At 46.0% G+C, this 16,503-nt stretch carries 16 protein-coding genes; 3 read left to right on the top strand and 13 right to left on the bottom strand.

From position 1 onward, the window contains the following. Window positions 1-32: 32 nt before the first annotated feature. Window positions 33-410 carry a globin domain-containing protein gene (locus WA407_RS15315; RefSeq protein WP_023990208.1) on the bottom strand — a complete coding sequence of 126 codons (378 nt, stop codon included), beginning with the start codon at window positions 408-410 and terminating at the stop codon, window positions 33-35. 412 nt (window positions 411-822) lie between these two features. Between WA407_RS15315 and ylbJ the strand changes: the two genes are divergently transcribed. Next, window positions 823-2,121, top strand: a complete 1,299-nt coding sequence (gene ylbJ / locus WA407_RS15310) for a sporulation integral membrane protein YlbJ (RefSeq protein WP_336077701.1) — start codon at window positions 823-825, stop codon at window positions 2,119-2,121. 66 nt (window positions 2,122-2,187) lie between these two features. Further along, window positions 2,188-2,991, top strand: coding sequence for an NAD kinase (locus WA407_RS15305; protein ID WP_336077700.1), 804 nt, complete (start codon window positions 2,188-2,190; stop codon window positions 2,989-2,991). A gap of 58 nt (window positions 2,992-3,049) precedes the next feature. Here the strand turns inward: WA407_RS15305 and WA407_RS15300 are convergent, their stop codons facing one another. Together WA407_RS15300 and lipA are read right to left on the bottom strand one after the other, a co-directional pair. After that, window positions 3,050-3,901, bottom strand: a complete 852-nt coding sequence (locus tag WA407_RS15300; RefSeq protein WP_336077699.1) for a YutD-like domain-containing protein — start codon at window positions 3,899-3,901, stop codon at window positions 3,050-3,052. Window positions 3,902-3,925: 24 nt separating this feature from the next. Continuing rightward, window positions 3,926-4,828: a lipoyl synthase gene (lipA, locus tag WA407_RS15295; RefSeq protein WP_069290345.1), complete on the bottom strand. Its 903-nt coding sequence runs from the start codon at window positions 4,826-4,828 to the stop codon at window positions 3,926-3,928. Window positions 4,829-5,075: 247 nt separating this feature from the next. On the opposite strand from lipA, the gene WA407_RS15290 reads away from it, so the two are divergent. Next, on the top strand, window positions 5,076-6,182 hold the full coding sequence (locus tag WA407_RS15290; RefSeq protein WP_336077698.1) for a M23 family metallopeptidase: 1,107 nt from the start codon (window positions 5,076-5,078) through the stop codon (window positions 6,180-6,182). 46 nt (window positions 6,183-6,228) lie between these two features. On the opposite strand, the gene yunB is transcribed toward WA407_RS15290, so the two are convergent. The 10 genes from yunB to licT form a co-directional block, all read right to left on the bottom strand. Beyond that, window positions 6,229-7,035, bottom strand: coding sequence for a sporulation protein YunB (gene yunB / locus WA407_RS15285; RefSeq protein ID WP_442952038.1), 807 nt, complete (start codon window positions 7,033-7,035; stop codon window positions 6,229-6,231). A 129-nt stretch (window positions 7,036-7,164) separates the two neighbouring features. After that, window positions 7,165-8,097: an aldo/keto reductase gene (locus tag WA407_RS15280; protein WP_254326693.1), complete on the bottom strand. Its 933-nt coding sequence runs from the start codon at window positions 8,095-8,097 to the stop codon at window positions 7,165-7,167. Between the two features lie 89 nt (window positions 8,098-8,186). Beyond that, on the bottom strand, window positions 8,187-8,876 hold the full coding sequence (locus WA407_RS15275) for a DNA alkylation repair protein (RefSeq protein WP_061829875.1): 690 nt from the start codon (window positions 8,874-8,876) through the stop codon (window positions 8,187-8,189). A 19-nt stretch (window positions 8,877-8,895) separates the two neighbouring features. Beyond that, window positions 8,896-9,513, bottom strand: a complete 618-nt coding sequence (locus WA407_RS15270) for a DNA-3-methyladenine glycosylase family protein (protein ID WP_336077696.1) — start codon at window positions 9,511-9,513, stop codon at window positions 8,896-8,898. A gap of 63 nt (window positions 9,514-9,576) precedes the next feature. Beyond that, the gene (locus tag WA407_RS15265; protein ID WP_336077695.1) at window positions 9,577-10,392 is read right to left on the bottom strand and encodes an SPL family radical SAM protein; all 816 of its coding nucleotides are present in this window, start codon (window positions 10,390-10,392) and stop codon (window positions 9,577-9,579) included. Then, complete coding sequence (locus WA407_RS15260) at window positions 10,382-10,924, bottom strand: methylated-DNA--[protein]-cysteine S-methyltransferase (RefSeq protein ID WP_061829878.1); 543 nt, start codon at window positions 10,922-10,924, stop codon at window positions 10,382-10,384. Before WA407_RS15260 ends, WA407_RS15265 begins: the two co-directional genes overlap by 11 nt. Further along, the gene (locus WA407_RS15255) at window positions 10,905-11,510 is read right to left on the bottom strand and encodes a bifunctional transcriptional activator/DNA repair enzyme AdaA (RefSeq protein WP_336077694.1); all 606 of its coding nucleotides are present in this window, start codon (window positions 11,508-11,510) and stop codon (window positions 10,905-10,907) included. The genes WA407_RS15260 and WA407_RS15255 overlap by 20 nt, the downstream gene beginning before the upstream one ends. A gap of 188 nt (window positions 11,511-11,698) precedes the next feature. Next, complete coding sequence (locus tag WA407_RS15250; protein ID WP_336077693.1) at window positions 11,699-13,189, bottom strand: alanine/glycine:cation symporter family protein; 1,491 nt, start codon at window positions 13,187-13,189, stop codon at window positions 11,699-11,701. 218 nt (window positions 13,190-13,407) lie between these two features. Further along, the gene (locus tag WA407_RS15245) at window positions 13,408-15,297 is read right to left on the bottom strand and encodes a beta-glucoside-specific PTS transporter subunit IIABC (RefSeq protein ID WP_061829881.1); all 1,890 of its coding nucleotides are present in this window, start codon (window positions 15,295-15,297) and stop codon (window positions 13,408-13,410) included. Window positions 15,298-15,547: 250 nt separating this feature from the next. Then, complete coding sequence (licT, locus tag WA407_RS15240) at window positions 15,548-16,378, bottom strand: BglG family transcription antiterminator LicT (RefSeq protein WP_061829908.1); 831 nt, start codon at window positions 16,376-16,378, stop codon at window positions 15,548-15,550. Between the last annotated feature and the right edge of the window lie 125 nt (window positions 16,379-16,503).

Below are 16,503 nucleotides of genomic sequence, written 5' to 3'. Positions count from 1 at the left end.
ACCCTCTCCAAAATTCGGCAATCCCCGAAAGCTTACGGGGTATTTACAAAATGATGCGCAGGACCAGACAAACGGTTAAGTATGATTGAACGAAGCGGCTCCTCAATGCCCGTATCCGTTAACGCACCTGCCATACAAGACAACCATGCCTCTGCTCGCTCCTCCGTTACGGGAAACTTCATATGTCTGGCACGTAACATCGGATGACCATATGCATCAGAAAAAAGAGACGGTCCTCCAAAAAACTGGCTCAGGAACATATACTGCTTTTCCTTAACCGGTTCCATGTCTTTAGGAAACAGGGGACTTAACAACGGATCTTTATAAACTCTCGGGTAGAAGGCCTCAATAATAGCACGAACACCTTCCGCACCCCCAAGGTTGTCATAAATGCTTAGGCTAGGATTCACTTTTCTCCAACTTTCTGTGCTATGGTAATAAATATACACCCGTATTATAACAAAAAACAAAAAATGACGCTAAAAATAAGCGTCATTTTATCAATTTAACATATGAAGAGGGTGTGCTTCGTTGCACACAGCTTCGTCATTCTATAAACACAACTAATAACTCCGCCAATCCTCTTCACCGGGATGGACGAGAGAGACACGAATAACATACACAAAAGCACATACGAACAGACCGGCAACGATACTCATCCTGATCACTCCATCCTTAAGGTTATGGGATCGTTGTTTTCCTATTTTAACATACTATTTACAAAAATACAGCATTAGATGTAATCGTTTTCTTTGATTTTTTTGTACTCTTTGTCCATCCCCGACATAGGTATATTAGTACAACTCCAAAGGAGGGGCCTCTATGTCGCTATACCGTCGTTACTCGCTTCCTCTGCTCATCCTTACACTGCTATTCCTATTTATGCTTATAGCTGTATACCCGCAATCTTCTCTGAATGCCGGACTTCGGGGGCTTGCCATCTGGTGGGACGTGCTGTTTCCGTCTTTATTCCCGTTTTTCGTTATTTCCGAGCTTCTCCTCGGTTTCGGAATTGTTCATTTCATAGGTGCGCTGTTGGATCCGCTGATGCAGCCCCTATTCCGTGTACCTGGCTGTGGGGGTTTTGTCGCTGCGGTCAGCTGCGCATCCGGTTACCCGATTGGAGCTAAACTAACAGCCAAGCTGTGGGAGCAAAAATGGATCACACGCATTGAAGGAGAGCGTTTGGTCGCGTTTACCACTTCCTCTGATCCGATATTTTTAATCGGTGCGGTTTCCGTTGGCTTCTTCCATCAACCAGAAATTGCACTCGTACTGGGCGCGGCCCATTATGGTGGCGTGCTCATCATCGGGCTGCTTATGCGCTTCCACGGTTCCCGTTCAGGAGAAACAGATACTCGCAGCGACCGGCCTCAACCTACTCAAAAAGCCTGGTCGAAGTCCACGAATACAAAAGCAGCAGGTCGCAATAGGCAGCCTGGCCCCCTACGCCAAGCATTATATGCCATGCATACAGCTCGTTTGGAAGATGGTCGCCCATTGGGTGAGTTACTTCGTCAGGCGATTACTTCCTCCCTACGCCTTATTATTGTCGTAGGAGGGCTAGTTGTATTCTTCTGCGTCATTTTAGAAGCTTTGACGAACTCCGGTTTAATGAGCGGGCTTCATCTGCTTACGGCAAGCCTATTGACTGCATGTGGTCTTCCTCCTACGTTAACGGAGTCCATCGTGGGTGGTATTTTCGAAGTCACTTTAGGAGCGCAAGCCGCAGGTGAAGCCACGGCAGCAGCGTTACCATTCAAGGTAGCCGCAGCCGCTTTTGTTCTCTCCTGGGGCGGGCTGTCGGTTCATGCGCAGGTTGCAAGTATTTTAAATATGACAAATCTCCGCTATATGCCATTTTTGTTGGCCCGGGCTGCGCATGGCATCATCTCAGCACTGCTAGCTCTCGTGTTATGGCGACCTCTGATGGGACAGGGAAGCTCTCCCGTCTTTTCTCCAATATACGACATCGCGTGGTCTCCTGGCTTCTCGTCCGCCATGCTGTTGCAAAGTCTGCTAGTTCTTGCCTTTATACTGGCTGGAATGCTTAGTCTCTCATGGTTGAGTGTGGGTACAAGTCGCTTATACGTACGTTTGAGAAGAACACATAGGCAATGAACGATTGTGTTCTTGCTCATAATTGATTATGATCGATATATACCCATGACAAAGGAGCTTTTCATCTTGAGATATTATGTTCTGGATCGCGGGGATCAGCACTCCATGGACTTGAGTCAGCAATTTCACCGTCTTGCCCAAGAAAAGAATTTCAAGCTGGATGCCGAATCGCCGGAAATCGTCGTGTCTATTGGAGGCGATGGTACGATGCTTCATGCGTTTCATACCTTCATCGACCGCATTCCGGATATTGCCTTTGTTGGTGTACATACCGGTCATCTGGGCTTTTATGCTGATTGGCGTGCGGACGAGCTGGAGGAGCTAATCCACCTGATGAGCCAAAGCGGATCTGAGGGACCGCTTAACCCGAGAATCGTTAAGTATCCACTGATTGAGTTGGAAATTCACAAGAAGTCAGGCAATGCTTCTTTTATTGCCTTGAATGAGTTTACGTTAAAAGGGGTGGATGGCACTGTCGTTGCCCAAGTAGATATTAACGATATCACCTTTGAAATGTTTCGCGGTGACGGTATATGTGTTTCTACCCCCTCAGGAACGACCGCCTATAATAAAGCACTTGGCGGAGCTATGGTTCACCCCACCATTGAAGCATTGCAATTGACTGAGATCGCTTCCATTAATAACCGCGTGTATCGGACACTGGGATCGCCATTGCTACTGCCCAAACACCATCATTGTGATATTTTTTCACGGAAAGATCAGCGTCTTTTATTGACAGTAGATCACCTGAACTTTCCTGTCGATGACTTAATCTCTGTTCGATGTCAGGTCTCAAGTCAGAAGATCAGCTTCGCTCGTTACCGTCCTTTCCCATTTTGGGATCGAGTACGCAACGCTTTTCTTAATTAGAACCTATAAAAGAGCCGACTCTGGCTCTTTTTTTACAAACAAAACGGTTCCTGAAAATTCAGGAACCGTTTTGTTGTGGAGCTGTAAATGGTTTATTCTTTTTACTACCCTCAGCTCTTTCGGCTTTAGCAGCTGGCTGGGTCTGACGCTGGCCCTCAGGTTCACGAGAGACACGAACTTGCCGTCCCTCCCGACTTTCCTTTGATTGGCGCTCATAGCGTGATCCACGGGATTCTTTTTTATCGAAACTTCCCTGCTGATTGCGCTGTCTACGTGGTTCACGGGTTTGCTGCCCTTCACCCGGATTCCGTCCATCCTTTGCTTCACGTCTTTCTCTGGATGGACGGCTTTCGCGAGCTTCACGCGGCTGTCGTTCACGTACTTCCTGGGCATCCTTCGGTTCCCGACGTTGCAACTCACGTGGTTCTCGGGATTCTCGAGGCTGCTCCACTCGCGATTCCTCTGTAGCTGTGGAATCCTGCTGTGGTTGCGGCCACTCCTGTTCTCCAGCTGTATGTTGCAATACTTCTTGCTGCTCTTCGGGTTCTAACGTTCCCGCTTGTTCCCTTTGAGCATCTACCAACTGCTGAATATCTGGAGCAATGATTTCATCATTGACGCCGTTTTTATTAACCACTTCACGGCTTTTTTGCAACACAAAATAGGCACAGCCAAAATTGCAGTATTCATTAATGTAATCGTCCAGTACCACTATAGATGTATCCTTATTTGCTTTGGGATGACCGTCTCGATAAAAGCCCTTCAGACGTAGCTGATTGTAACCCCAATCACCAATAATGTAATCATAGCGATCCAGCACTTCACTATACCGATCACGAAACGCTTCGGGATTCCACCCGTTCTTGTGATCCTGCAACAATTCATAGTTTTTACCACCGATTTGAAACAAGCTATTCTGACCGCCTTTCCCGGATCAAGCCTGCGAAAGGGCGCCTTCTTCCTTATGCTGAGCGGCTGACTTCACCTGCTCATGCGCTTGGTAGGAGCTGCGGACCAACGGTCCAGATTCAACGTGGCTGAATCCCCGCTGTAATCCCTCTTCCTTTAACTTCGCAAAATCTTCCGGTGGATAATATTTTTGCACATATAAATGTTTCTCGGACGGCTGCAAATATTGACCAATTGTCAGAATGTCACAATCGACTTTACGCAGATCATCCATGGCTTGTAAGATCTCGTCCCACTCTTCTCCGACACCTAGCATGATGCTTGATTTCGTTGGAATAGCCGGATTTAATTGCTTCGCATGTTGAAGCAGCTCCAGAGAGCGACGGTATTTCGCTTTAGCCCGAACCTTGTCGGACATACGCTCCACCGTTTCAATATTATGATTCAGAATATCTGGTTTGGCATCCATGACGATTCGCAGCGATTCAATATCGCCCATAAAATCGGGAATCAGTACTTCTACACTGCAAAGAGGTAATCGGCGGCGAATCGCACGAACCGTTTCTGCAAATATAGTAGCGCCCCCATCTTTCAAATCGTCGCGAGCCACACTGGTAACGACACAGTGCTTCAAATTCATGTTTTCAGCCGCTTCCGCGACGCGTTCAGGCTCCTGCAAGTCCAGTTCCGTAGGCATTCCCGTATTTACTGCGCAAAAACGACACGCACGCGTACAAATATCACCCAAAATCATAAATGTAGCTGTCCTATTGGCCCAGCATTCATATATATTAGGGCATCGTGCCTCCTCACATACGGTATGTAATGTCTTGGAACGCATCATGCTCTTGATTTCCTGATAGTTATCGCCTGTCGTAAGTTTAATACGAATCCAGTCGGGCTTAGCTTCCTTTACTTTTCTAGACAATGGCATAGACCTTCTTTCTGATAAGCTTAAGCTGTCATTGCCATACATTATAACATGAAAGCCATGGAAAAACCTCCATTCATTGTTCCCTTTTTGATATGACATTGATGCCGGAAAAAGTAAACTCTTTACATGGATAAAAGCGGCGGATATGGCTCAATCTAAACAAAAGCGCCCTATTCACGCTATTGTATACGGGCCTAGAATTTATCGGGCGATCAAGCCCTTCTATAGGAGGTCGGTTCACGTGCCTTACCCTACGCGGACAGCCCGAGCTGTTCGTTTGTTATCGCTGCTGTTATGTGCTACTACACTGACAACGGCCTGTCCGCTTCCTGCCCATGCCTTTGCCAATCACTTACAGTCCTCGTCCGCCAGAAGCAGCCTGACCGCAAATGTAGATGCTTCACATGCTCAGTCTTCGTCGTATACGTCCAGGCTGGCTTTATATCATTCCATCGAAGCCCTGACTGGAGTTCCTTGGTACAGGCTGGCCGCCATCGACCAGTATGAACGCACACTTACGGTGGCCCATCCCAAGGATCGGAAGCATGCGGAACGAATCATAGGTATTTTCATCACGGGACCAGTCTGGTCCGGCCTGATGAACCCTGATTCGGAGGATCAAAATCCGCGTTCCATTGAACTATTTTCCGGGCTGGGACAAGACGGTTCGGGTGATGGAATCGCTGACCGCAATAATGACAAGGATTTGCTGTTTAGCATCGCTTCTTATCTCGGAAATTATGGAAACAACGAGGATGAATTTGGTATTGCCGTTTGGGAATATTACCATAACAGCCGCGCAGTTCAAAGAGTTCAGCAGTTTGCTAAGCTGTATCGGACGTATGGCAAGCTGGATCTGGTCAGTCAAGCTTTCCCCCTTCCTTTAGGCAGCATTTATAGCTACCGTAGCACATGGGGAAGCCGTCGCAGCTGGGGCGGCTTCCGGATACATGAAGGAACTGATCTGTTTGCTGGCTATGGAGTTCCAGTTCGCAGTACCTGCTACGGTGTAGTTGAAATGAAGGGCTGGAATCCCTTCGGCGGATGGCGAATCGGAATCCGAGATCTCAACAACCGCTATCACTACTATGCGCATCTTTCCGGCTTTGACAAAACCGTCCACAACGGTGACATCGTTACACCCGGCCAGACGGTTGGCTGGGTCGGAAGCTCGGGCTATGGAAAACCCGGTACCCAAGGCAAGTTTCCACCGCATCTGCACTATGGTATATATCGGGACAATGGTTGGGCAGATTGGTCCTTTGACCCGTATCCGTTATTAAGACAGTGGGAGCAGTCCGAACGCAAAGCGCTCAAAACAGGAAAAACAAAAGGGCCCTCCTCATAGGGGCCCTTTTGTTTTTCCTAGGCAGCTCGCGTCAGTCTCCTCCGCTCTATGGCGTTGGGGACTGGCTAGAGGTGTTTTGGTTTTCCTGTGCCTCTGGAACACTTACTATGGTGGGATCTATAGCGCCGCTACTCTCTATGGAATGGGGAGGCAACGCCAACTGCGGAGCGGCTGCACCATTTTTACCCACTGGTTTACCCTGATTGTCATAGTAGTACATCGGAACGTTGCCTACCACTAATAAATAAGAAACCGGAATTTCCGTCTCCACAATCTGAGGTTGCATCTCAAACGGTATAACCACGGACACTTCCGTCGTAATCCGAATGTACACTTCCACCAAGATCATGTTTATGCCCGCATCCTGTTGACGGGTATTTAAATCCACCTTGATTGCTCCATGCGGCTCCACCTTTAGGGGGACCGTTGGTCCATAAGCTGCCAACAGTGGACTGCCCAATGCCTGACCAATCGGAACACTCTCATCAAAATGGCTCATGCTGTCCATCGTTGCCTTGACTGCTTTGAGCGTGTCTGACGTAATTCTCATATGTTCCGCATAATTCAGAACAAAACCGGAGGTTCTCCCTTGTGCATCCGTTCTCCATTCGATCAAATTATCAGCTGTCTTCCCCTGCTCTACCTGTGCTGTAATTGCTGAATTAATAGCCTCCGTCGCCATTTGTTTAACCCGCACTTTTGCCAGGTGCATCATGGGCGGCTTCAAATGCTGCTCCACATAAGCAGCCATTTGTATGATCCCTACCAGCAGCGCCAGTGCCACAATAAAAAAAAACCTATGTCTGCCGCGTCGCCTTCTGTTGGGTGCGCTGTGCCATTGCGGTCTTCTCATCATCCGATCCCCCCGCAGCGTTGAACTTACCCTACAAGGATATGCGAGTTGTACACGAAAAAGAAGCCGCCCGTCCGGCAGCTTCTCTAGATGGAACAAATATATAATTGCAAATATAAGGTGCACTCATTATTTGAAAATATGGTCAATTTTTTCGATATCAGCCTGACTCAATTGGACATTTAGCGTCTTCAGATTCGCCAGCACCTGCTCCGGCCCCTTCGCGCCTGGAATGAGGGCATCAATCGAATCACGGGTCAAATACCATGCGAGTACAACATGAGCAACCTCTGCATTCAACGCATTGGCAATCTCCCGTACCTGCTCCACTTTGTCCAAATTACGAGCAAATGCATCGCCCTGAAACAATGGATTTTTCGCTCTGATGTCCGAGAAGGTCATGTCTTTCGTATACTTCCCCCCCAGCAATCCCGAAGCTAACGGGAAATAAGGCACAAACGAAATGCCATTTTCCTTGGTATAAGGCAGCAGATCCTTCTCAGCTTCCCGTTGAAACAAATTATATTGGGATTGAAGCACATCTACATAACCGTCACTATTCGCATCCTTAAGTTGTTCAATGGAGAAGTTAGATACACCAATGGCCTTGATTTTGCCTTCGTCCTTGAGCTTCTTCAGTTCTCCGACTGCCTCTGCCTTTGGTGTAGTTTCGTCCGGGAAATGGATATAAAACAGATCAATATAATCGGTCTGCAATCTTTTCAGACTGGATTCGACGGATTCACGCAAAAAAGCAGGCGAGTTGTCAAAAACGACCTCTCCGTTTACGAATTTGTGGGCACCCTTCGTGGCAATAACAGCTTTATCACGCTGACCACGCTCTTTCAATACCTCACCAATCAACCGTTCCGAGTGCTCAGGTCCATAAATAAAAGCCGTATCCAGAAAATTGATGCCGTTATCCAAAGCTGTGCGAACAACTTCTTTGCCCGTTTCATCATTCAAATCGGAAAAGAGATTATGTCCTCCCACTTTATTTGCACCCAAACCGATTGGTTTTACATATAAATCTGTTTTACCAAGACGCACTTGCTCTGCCAATTCACGTCATCTCCTTTTCGAAAGTTACTTCCATTTTATTATTAGATTCCAAAAAAAGCAAAGTGCGTACCTGGCTGCTGAGCCCGATCCTATTTTCTTTTTCGCTTCATACTGCGGATGGTCGTTTTTGTGGCCTGATCCACCCGATATGATTCCGTGATTTTTTGCAGTGCTTTATTGAAGGTAAAATCATCTAATGTATTATGACTTAAATACGCCATGGTTACCTCTGGTAGCTTGATATAACAGATCGATATCGCCCATGCTACCGCCATTTGTACATAATAATCCTCGCGATGGGTCTGATCCAGTAAAGTAAACACCCGCTTCATATACTGTTCCTCAATATAAAAATTAAGAAGCATAACTACACCAAACCGAATTTCATATTCTTTCTTGGAGAATAGATAGGGCTGAATAAACTCCCACACCCGTTCTTTATGATGTTTCGTGATTTTCAATCCGGCACAGAAACTATCACATACGGACCAATTATCAATTTTAGGAACAAACTTGGCGGTATAACTCAAAACTTCCTCTATATCCGTTTTTACAGAACCAATCACCATACCTTGCAGCATTACTTCTTCGAAGTGTTCACTTTCAGCGGTCTCCAGGTAGAGGCGCCAATCCCCTTTGGCAATATCTTGAGCAAGCTTACGCAGCACTGGCAGACGTACACCCAGCACATTATTAATCGTCGGAAGCAATGCAGCCGTAAATTTCTGAAAATCTGCATCCACATATGACAGTATCTGTTCTCTAATTGTTTTCTCCATCATTTCCACTCCCTGATTCTTAACGAGATGAAATACTCCATAAATAAATGGAGGCCACCGAACCATAAGGCGAATAGACTCGGCGGTACTCCTCAAATTGCTGCTTGGTCAAGGTATCTAAATGGTACAACTTCATCATTCCCCGTCGAATAGCCATATCACCCCAACTGACGACATCTGGACGCTCCATACAATTAATCAGCATCATTTCAGCCGTCCAAGGTCCTATTCCTTGCAGCGAGGACAATTTCTGAATCACCTGTGCATCGGAAAGCTCATATAATTCCTGTAAATCCAACAGGCCCTGCCCGATCGTTTGGGCTATATTAAGAATACATGTGGCCTTTTTCATGGTGATGCCACAGCTTTGAATATCTAAAGCCGACTGAACAGCTATATTTTGTGGAGTGATCACGCCTAACTTCTCCTGCATCCTTGCCCATATGGTCTGAACCGCCTTGGCCGATATAAGCTGTCCCACAATCGCATGAACGAGCGCTGCAAACAGGTCGGGAATGATCACACGTTCTACCTTGCCCATTTGCGTCATCGCTGCACCAAGTACGGTGTCTACGTTTTTTAGATAACTGATTTCCTTTTCCCCATAGTCAAAGTTTTTGGTCATTACGGTTTGCATTCGTTCTCCCGCTGCCCCCTTATATGGTTCACTCTTGATTCAATGGCATGGACTGCTTTTACATCAAGGTTCGAAACCTTCTTTGCTCACGTAGAGCTGTTCCTTCGGAAAAACATGAAGAAAACGCTCATAAACCGCCTTATAGGCAGCAGGATGATACCATTCTTCCAGCCCCAATGACTCGTACAGCACACCCATTTTCAAGCTACGCGTTCGTCTCCCCCCACTCCCATCTCCCATAAAATAATCATCAATACAGACACGGTTGACCAGAGGCAAAAGCTTGTCTGCAAAATGTTCACTGCTTGGAAGCATCGGAGCAATCGTAGCTTGCGTAGGCACACCTGCCTCCTTTAAGAGATGTAGCGTTTGGAGACGAGCCTGGATGGGAGGAGCCTCCGGGGTAAAATGTTTGCGTATATCTTCTCGGTCTGTTTCTACAGTCATACTCACACGAACACGATCCCCCAATCGGAGCAGTAAATCAGTATCCCGCCGTACCAGTGGACTGCGCGTCTGTAAAAAGAGAAAATCCGGGGGATCCTCCACCATCACCCCCAGCAGAGACCGGGTCACCTCTTCCTTATACTCGGCAGGCTGATAAGGATCTGTGCTTGACGACATGAAAATCGTGACTTTACCTTTGGATTTGGCTCTACGAAGCTCCTTGCGAAGAATATCTGCCGCCTGATTTTTAATATCAACCCATGTCCCCCACGCTTCCTTCCGAAATGTGGAGACTGGCAATTGGCGTACATAGCAATACGAACAACCAAAGGTACAACCTGTATACGGGTTCAACGAATGTGTATATCCTGACAAGAAGCCGGTCCCTTTATTCAAAAGAGTCTTGGGGGATTTGTAATACTCATTTTTCATACTGAACCGATGCCACACTTTCCTTTTCGAGCTGCAAAAGCTTCACCTTCATGTCCAAACCACCACGATATCCGGTCATAGCTCCATTTTTACCGATGACCCGATGACAAGGGACTGTGACCAAAATCGGATTAGCACCGATGGCAGCCCCCACCGCACGAACAGAGGCTGGCTTTTGAATAGCGTTGGCAATGTCTGAATAGGATAGTGTTTCCCCATACGGAATATCACACAACGCATTCCAAACCGCCATCTGGAACGCAGTCCCATGAAAATCAAAGGGCAATGTAAATTGGGCGCGCTTCCCTTGGAGATATTCAATCAACTCCTTGGCATAGGGCTGTAAAGCAGCATCCTCTTCAACTAAAGGACTGCCGGGAAATCGTCTTCCCGCCCATGAAAACAATTCCTCTACAGGTTGATTGGGCGAACCTACATAACATAGTCCTTCCGATGTAGCTGCAATATATAAATTCCAATCCTCATGTGTCAACAATGACCAATAGATCGTTTTATTTATTTGCTGTGCCATGCTGTGTACCTCCATTTTGTGTTGCTTTCAATTTGAGTTGGCGATATTGCAATGGGGTGTAGCCTGTATTCTTTTTAAATAACGTAATAAAGTAAGGTGCATTGCACAGACCTACGTTCTCCCCCACTTCCGCAACAGATATATCTGAACAAATGAGCAGCTTCTTCGCTTGTTCCAACCTGGTCTGCTGTATATATTCCATTGGAGTTAGATGCATGATCCGCTTGAAGGTACGATGTAAATGATACGGACTTCCATGGCTTATTTCAGCTAGGATGTGCAATGTTAAATCCTTCATATAGTTAGAATTCACGTATTCTGTAACCAGTGCGATCCATTCATAATCAGGCAATCGTTGTCCTGTCGGTTTACATCTTTTGCATGGACGGAAATGCTCGACCAATGCCTGCTCTACTGTTTTAAATATACGGATGTTCTCTCTTTTGGGAGGTCGGGATTTGCAGGAGGGGCGACAAAATATTCCCGTTGTCTTCACAGCGTACAAAAATACCCCATCATATGACTTGTCGTTTTCTACGATAGCGTTCCACTTGTCGTCAGTTATGGATAAATCGGATGTACTCATTCAAATCACCTCTCTAATGCAAATGTGGCCTCCCCACATATCCATGGCAGAATTATTCAAAATCCTTCTGTCTAAATTATAGACTAAATAGTGAACATATGTACCCTTCTTGGGATGTAAAGGCAAGATAACGAAAAAAAGATGACTCCCCGCGGAGCCACCTTTGATCTTACTTATCTATCTTATATTTAGGCTTGAAGCTTGCTCGGTTTGGCGGTGATCGTCAACTCATCTGAAGGAGGCTGATATTCCTTTGACCAGTACTCGGCATTTGAAATACCTGCCTTCTTCGGGTCAAACACCGGGTCCAGCCCTTGCCTCCGCTGCTGTTCGTAATCCTTAAGCACAAGAAGAGCAGGCTTGGCCAACAGAATCATAGCAATCAGATTCACCCAAAGCATAATGCCGACACCCATATCCCCCAGTGTCCACGCCAGAGCCGATTCCTTGACGACCGTTCCATAGAACGTCGAACCCAGAATAACCAGCTTTAAGACGAACATGGGCCACTTTGCTTTATAATCTGCAACCAGATAGGCCATATTTGTTTCTGCGATGTAATAATAAGAGATAATGGTCGTAAATGCGAAAAAGAACAAGGTAATGGACAGCAGACTCGATCCAAAACCGGGAAATACCGATTCAATAGCAGCCTGTGTATATTGGGTTCCCTCTTCAACACCCGGAAGATGTTGCACAATAAAATCGCCACCAGGTCCCTTCACATTATACATACCAGTAAACAGGACCATAAAAGCCGTAGACGTACAGACTAAAAAGGTATCCACATACACGGAAAACGCCTGAACTAGCCCCTGTTTTGCTGGATGGGACACTTCTGCGGCGGCTGCCGGATGCGCACCAGAGCCTTGTCCGGCTTCGTTGGAATAAATCCCCCGCTTTACACCCCAAGCAATCGCCGTCCCTGCCATACCGCCGAACACAGAATCCACGCCAAAGGCACTACGAAAGATCAGCGAAAATACATCGGGAAGTGCAGTAATGTTCGTCATCATAATGTAGAAAGAAACGAGGATGTAACCGAGTGCCATAAACGGAATGACAACCTGAGCCACATTGGCAATCCTTTTTACACCACCAAAAATGATAAGCGCCAGCAACACGACTACTAAAATCCCCGAAACCTTCATATCCATGCCAAACGAACTGTGAAAAGCTACAGCAATGGAGTTCGATTGAGTTCCCGGCATCAGTAAACACATCGCGACCAACGCAGTAACCGCAAAAATGACGGCAAACCATTTTAAGCCTGTCCCTTTTTCAATATAAAAGGCTGGACCGCCCCGGTACTGACCATCGCGCTTTACCTTATACACCTGAGCCAGTGTGGATTCTACAAAAGCTGTAGCCGACCCGATAAAGGCCATGACCCACATCCAAAATATCGCCCCAGGTCCACCCATACCAACCGCCAAAGCAATCCCAGCAATATTCCCCGTCCCTACACGCCCCGATAGTGCCATCGTAAAGGCCTGAAAGGAGGATACACCTGCCTCGGAACTTTTCCCTTTAAATACTAGGCGGATCATCTCTTTGAAATGCCTGATTTGCAGGAATCGAGTCATGATCGAAAATAATAGTCCCACACCCAAACAGACATATACCACAGGATTGCTCCAAATGACGCCGTTTACTGCCTCTGCCCACTGCTCTAACATTCCTTGTATTTCCCCCTGATCAATCAATTGATTTCTAGTCTACGTTTTCAGAAAATTTGCATAATTACAAAAAATTATAGATTAGTTTTTACCCCCATACAAGTTAATTTAATTGACATATTGTCAATTACAAGTAGGCTTACCAGTACATAAAATGACGACAAAAAAGCTCTGATGATCCGAGAATATGGATCATCAGAGCCTTGTCCTTAAGACATTTAGGCAATGCTTTCTTTCTCATTCAGAGCGCTAGACAGTTTCAACAGCGGGGCCTGCTCCGTTACCTCTCCTTGAGCGATTGGAAGGACTTCAGTATATTCAGAAGAATTCGTAATGATAACTGGCGTAATCGTAGGATAACCCTCTGCCCTGATTTGCTCAACATCAAACTCAAGCAGTAGGTCCCCAGCTTTTACCTGATCGCCTTCTTTGATATGGGACGTAAAATGTTTACCGTCCAGCTTGACCGTATCTACTCCGACGTGAATCAGAACTTCTGCGCCATGATGCGAAACAACTGCAAGCGCATGTTTTTTCTTGAACGCCACGGTGATGGTTCCATCGAACGGGGCCACGACTCTGCCCGTTGTCGGTTGGATGGCGATCCCTTTGCCCATAGCTTCCGAAGCAAATGCAGGATCGGGAACCTCCGACAAAGCGACCACAGTTCCTTCAATTGGGCTGAGTACCTCTTCATTAGAAACAACAACTGTAGAGGTCGATTCTTTAGCCGAATTGTTAGTAGTTTCCTCTTCTTCAACTGGATCTTCAAAACCTAAAATATAAGTCAAGATGGCCGACACCAGGAATGAAACGGTAATCCCTAAAATCAATCCCGGGAATCCTTGTCCACCAGGGCCGTAAAAGATCGGCAAGGTTAGCAATCCAGGTGCGCCGGAGGCAAATGCTTGCGTTCCCGCTTGACCGATAATGGCACCACCGACAGCACCACCGATAATACCTGCAATAAACGGACGTTTCAGCGGCAGCGTAACCCCATAAACTGCTGGCTCCGTGATGCCGAATAAAGCGGTAAGTGTAGCGGAACCCGCCAAAGTTTTCAGCTTCTTATTTTTGGTTTTCAGCATAACACCGAACGCAGCGCCGGTTTGAGCAAAGATGGAAGCCGCAGCGGAAGGCTTGATTCCGTCTCTGCCATTAACAGCAATATTATTAATGAATACAGGTACAAGACCCCAGTGAACACCGAAAATAACGAGCAACTGCCAGCAAGCACCAAGGATTGCTCCAGCTAGCAATGGACTAAAGCTAAATGCAGCAACGAGTGCAGTAGCGATCGCGTTGCCCACATACACCCCGACTGGACCAAACACGATCAGGGTTAGAGGAAGCATAATTACAAGTAGAATCAAAGGTGTAATAAAGTTTTTGACGCTCTCGTGGATCACTCGATTGCACCATTTTTCCAGCTTACTCATGACGATGACGGCTAAAATGATCGGAATAACGGTAGATGAATAACTCATCATAACAATAGGAATACCGAAAAAGTCCGTAGGTGTACCTTCCGTTTTTAGCGTGACAATGGTCGGGTAAAGCAACCCTCCGGCAATGGTCAGGGCAACGAAGATATTACCTCCAAATTTCCGTGCCGTTGTAACCGCTAACAAGAGAGGGAGGAAATAAAACAAGCTGTCGGCCGCAGCATACAAAATCATATAGGTAGTGTCTTTCGGTAGCAACCAGCCAAGGTTACTCGCAATCAGCAGCAGACCTTTCAAAATACCGGACCCCGCCATAACTCCGAGCAAAGGTGCAAAAATGCTGGAAATCACGTCGATTACGGCACCAAATCCTTTGTTTCCTTTAGCTGAATGATCTTCTTTTCCAGTTTCATTCAAGATATTGGATACATTGCCGATTGCATTATATACCTCTGGTACTTTGTTGCCGACTACAACCTGGAACTGACCACCGCTCTGCTTCACAGTGATAATTCCGTCGGTTTTTTCCAACTTTCCCTTGTCCGCTTTTGCCTCATCTTTTAGCACAAAACGCAGGCGTGTGGCGCAGTGAACGAGCGATACTACATTTTTTTCGCCACCTACCAGGTGTACAATTTCCTTAGCCAGTTTTTCATAACTCATGATGGACACCTCCATGTTCTAAGGGGCTTTTTACATATTTAGGCACACAAAAAACCTAAGCCTTGAAAAATGGTGGGCACTTTATTCCCGCAATTTTTCATGACTTAGGTTTTGCCTGCATAACCAGTAACAATCCCAGTTAAAACTTATTAAATTCCTGTTACTCTCATAATATAATCATTCTACCATATCTGTCAACAAAAACTTTTAATCGTCTATTCTTGGTCCTTTTTCGTTGAAAACGTTCGACTTATCTGTTCACCACCCGTTCAATATGCACGGTTAGATATAATTTTTCTTCGTTCGTCAATTCGTGGTTGTATTCTTTTTGCACAAAAGCTCCGATTTTCTCTGTACAAGCAGCCGCTTCCTTATGCTTTTCCTTAATCATGTCATACAAATGATCATAGTTATTTTCGTAGTGATTTCCCTTAAATACGCGCTGGGCGAAAAATTTCAGATGCGTAATAAAACGGAAATAGCTCAGAGAGTCCTCGTCGAACTCCACCTTAAAATGATATTTTGCGATATTGATAATTTGCTGGATAAACTTTGTGATACTCATGGTCGTAATGACTTCCTCGTTCATTTCAGCATTCACGATGTGAATCGCAATATAAGCCGCTTCGTCCACAGGCAGTTCAATACCGAGCCTTTGTTTAATTTGTTCCAACGTTTTCAGACCCATCGCGAATTCTTCTTTGTACAGTTGCTTGACTTCCCACAATAACGCGTTTTTGATTTCCAATCCTTCCCGGTATCTTTCAACAGCGAAATTGATATGATCGGTCAGTGAAACATAAATATTTTCGTTCAGCTTTCTATTCAGATTATGCTTGGCGTCATTAATGACTTCCTCCACAATCACAATCAAATCAAGCGGTACCTCACGCAACAGCATTTTAAAGTTATCGGACGTCTGCTTGTTTTTCAGAGCAAATACCTTCTGAATTCTGGTTTCGTCTACTTTGTCTCCAGGCTTTTTCTTAAAAGCAATCCCCCGACCCATCACCACGAGTTCGGTGCCGTCCGTCTGGTAGACGCTGATTACATTGTTGTTAATGACCTTTGCTATGTTCATCTCGATCCCCCGTTCCATATGCCAGCAAGAGCCACACATGCTCCATCCTCTTTATTGTAAACAGAAAAAAACCGAAGCACGCCAAATAAACAAGACTGTAACATCCGCTTATTCGTGGCTTAGGT

Origin of the sequence: Paenibacillus sp. 203, from assembly GCF_037027525.1 — a bacterium.
Classification (GTDB): domain Bacteria; phylum Bacillota; class Bacilli; order Paenibacillales; family Paenibacillaceae; genus Paenibacillus; species Paenibacillus polymyxa_B.
Note: the sequence above shows the minus strand (reverse complement) of the source record. Positions and strands in the feature narration are given on the sequence as shown.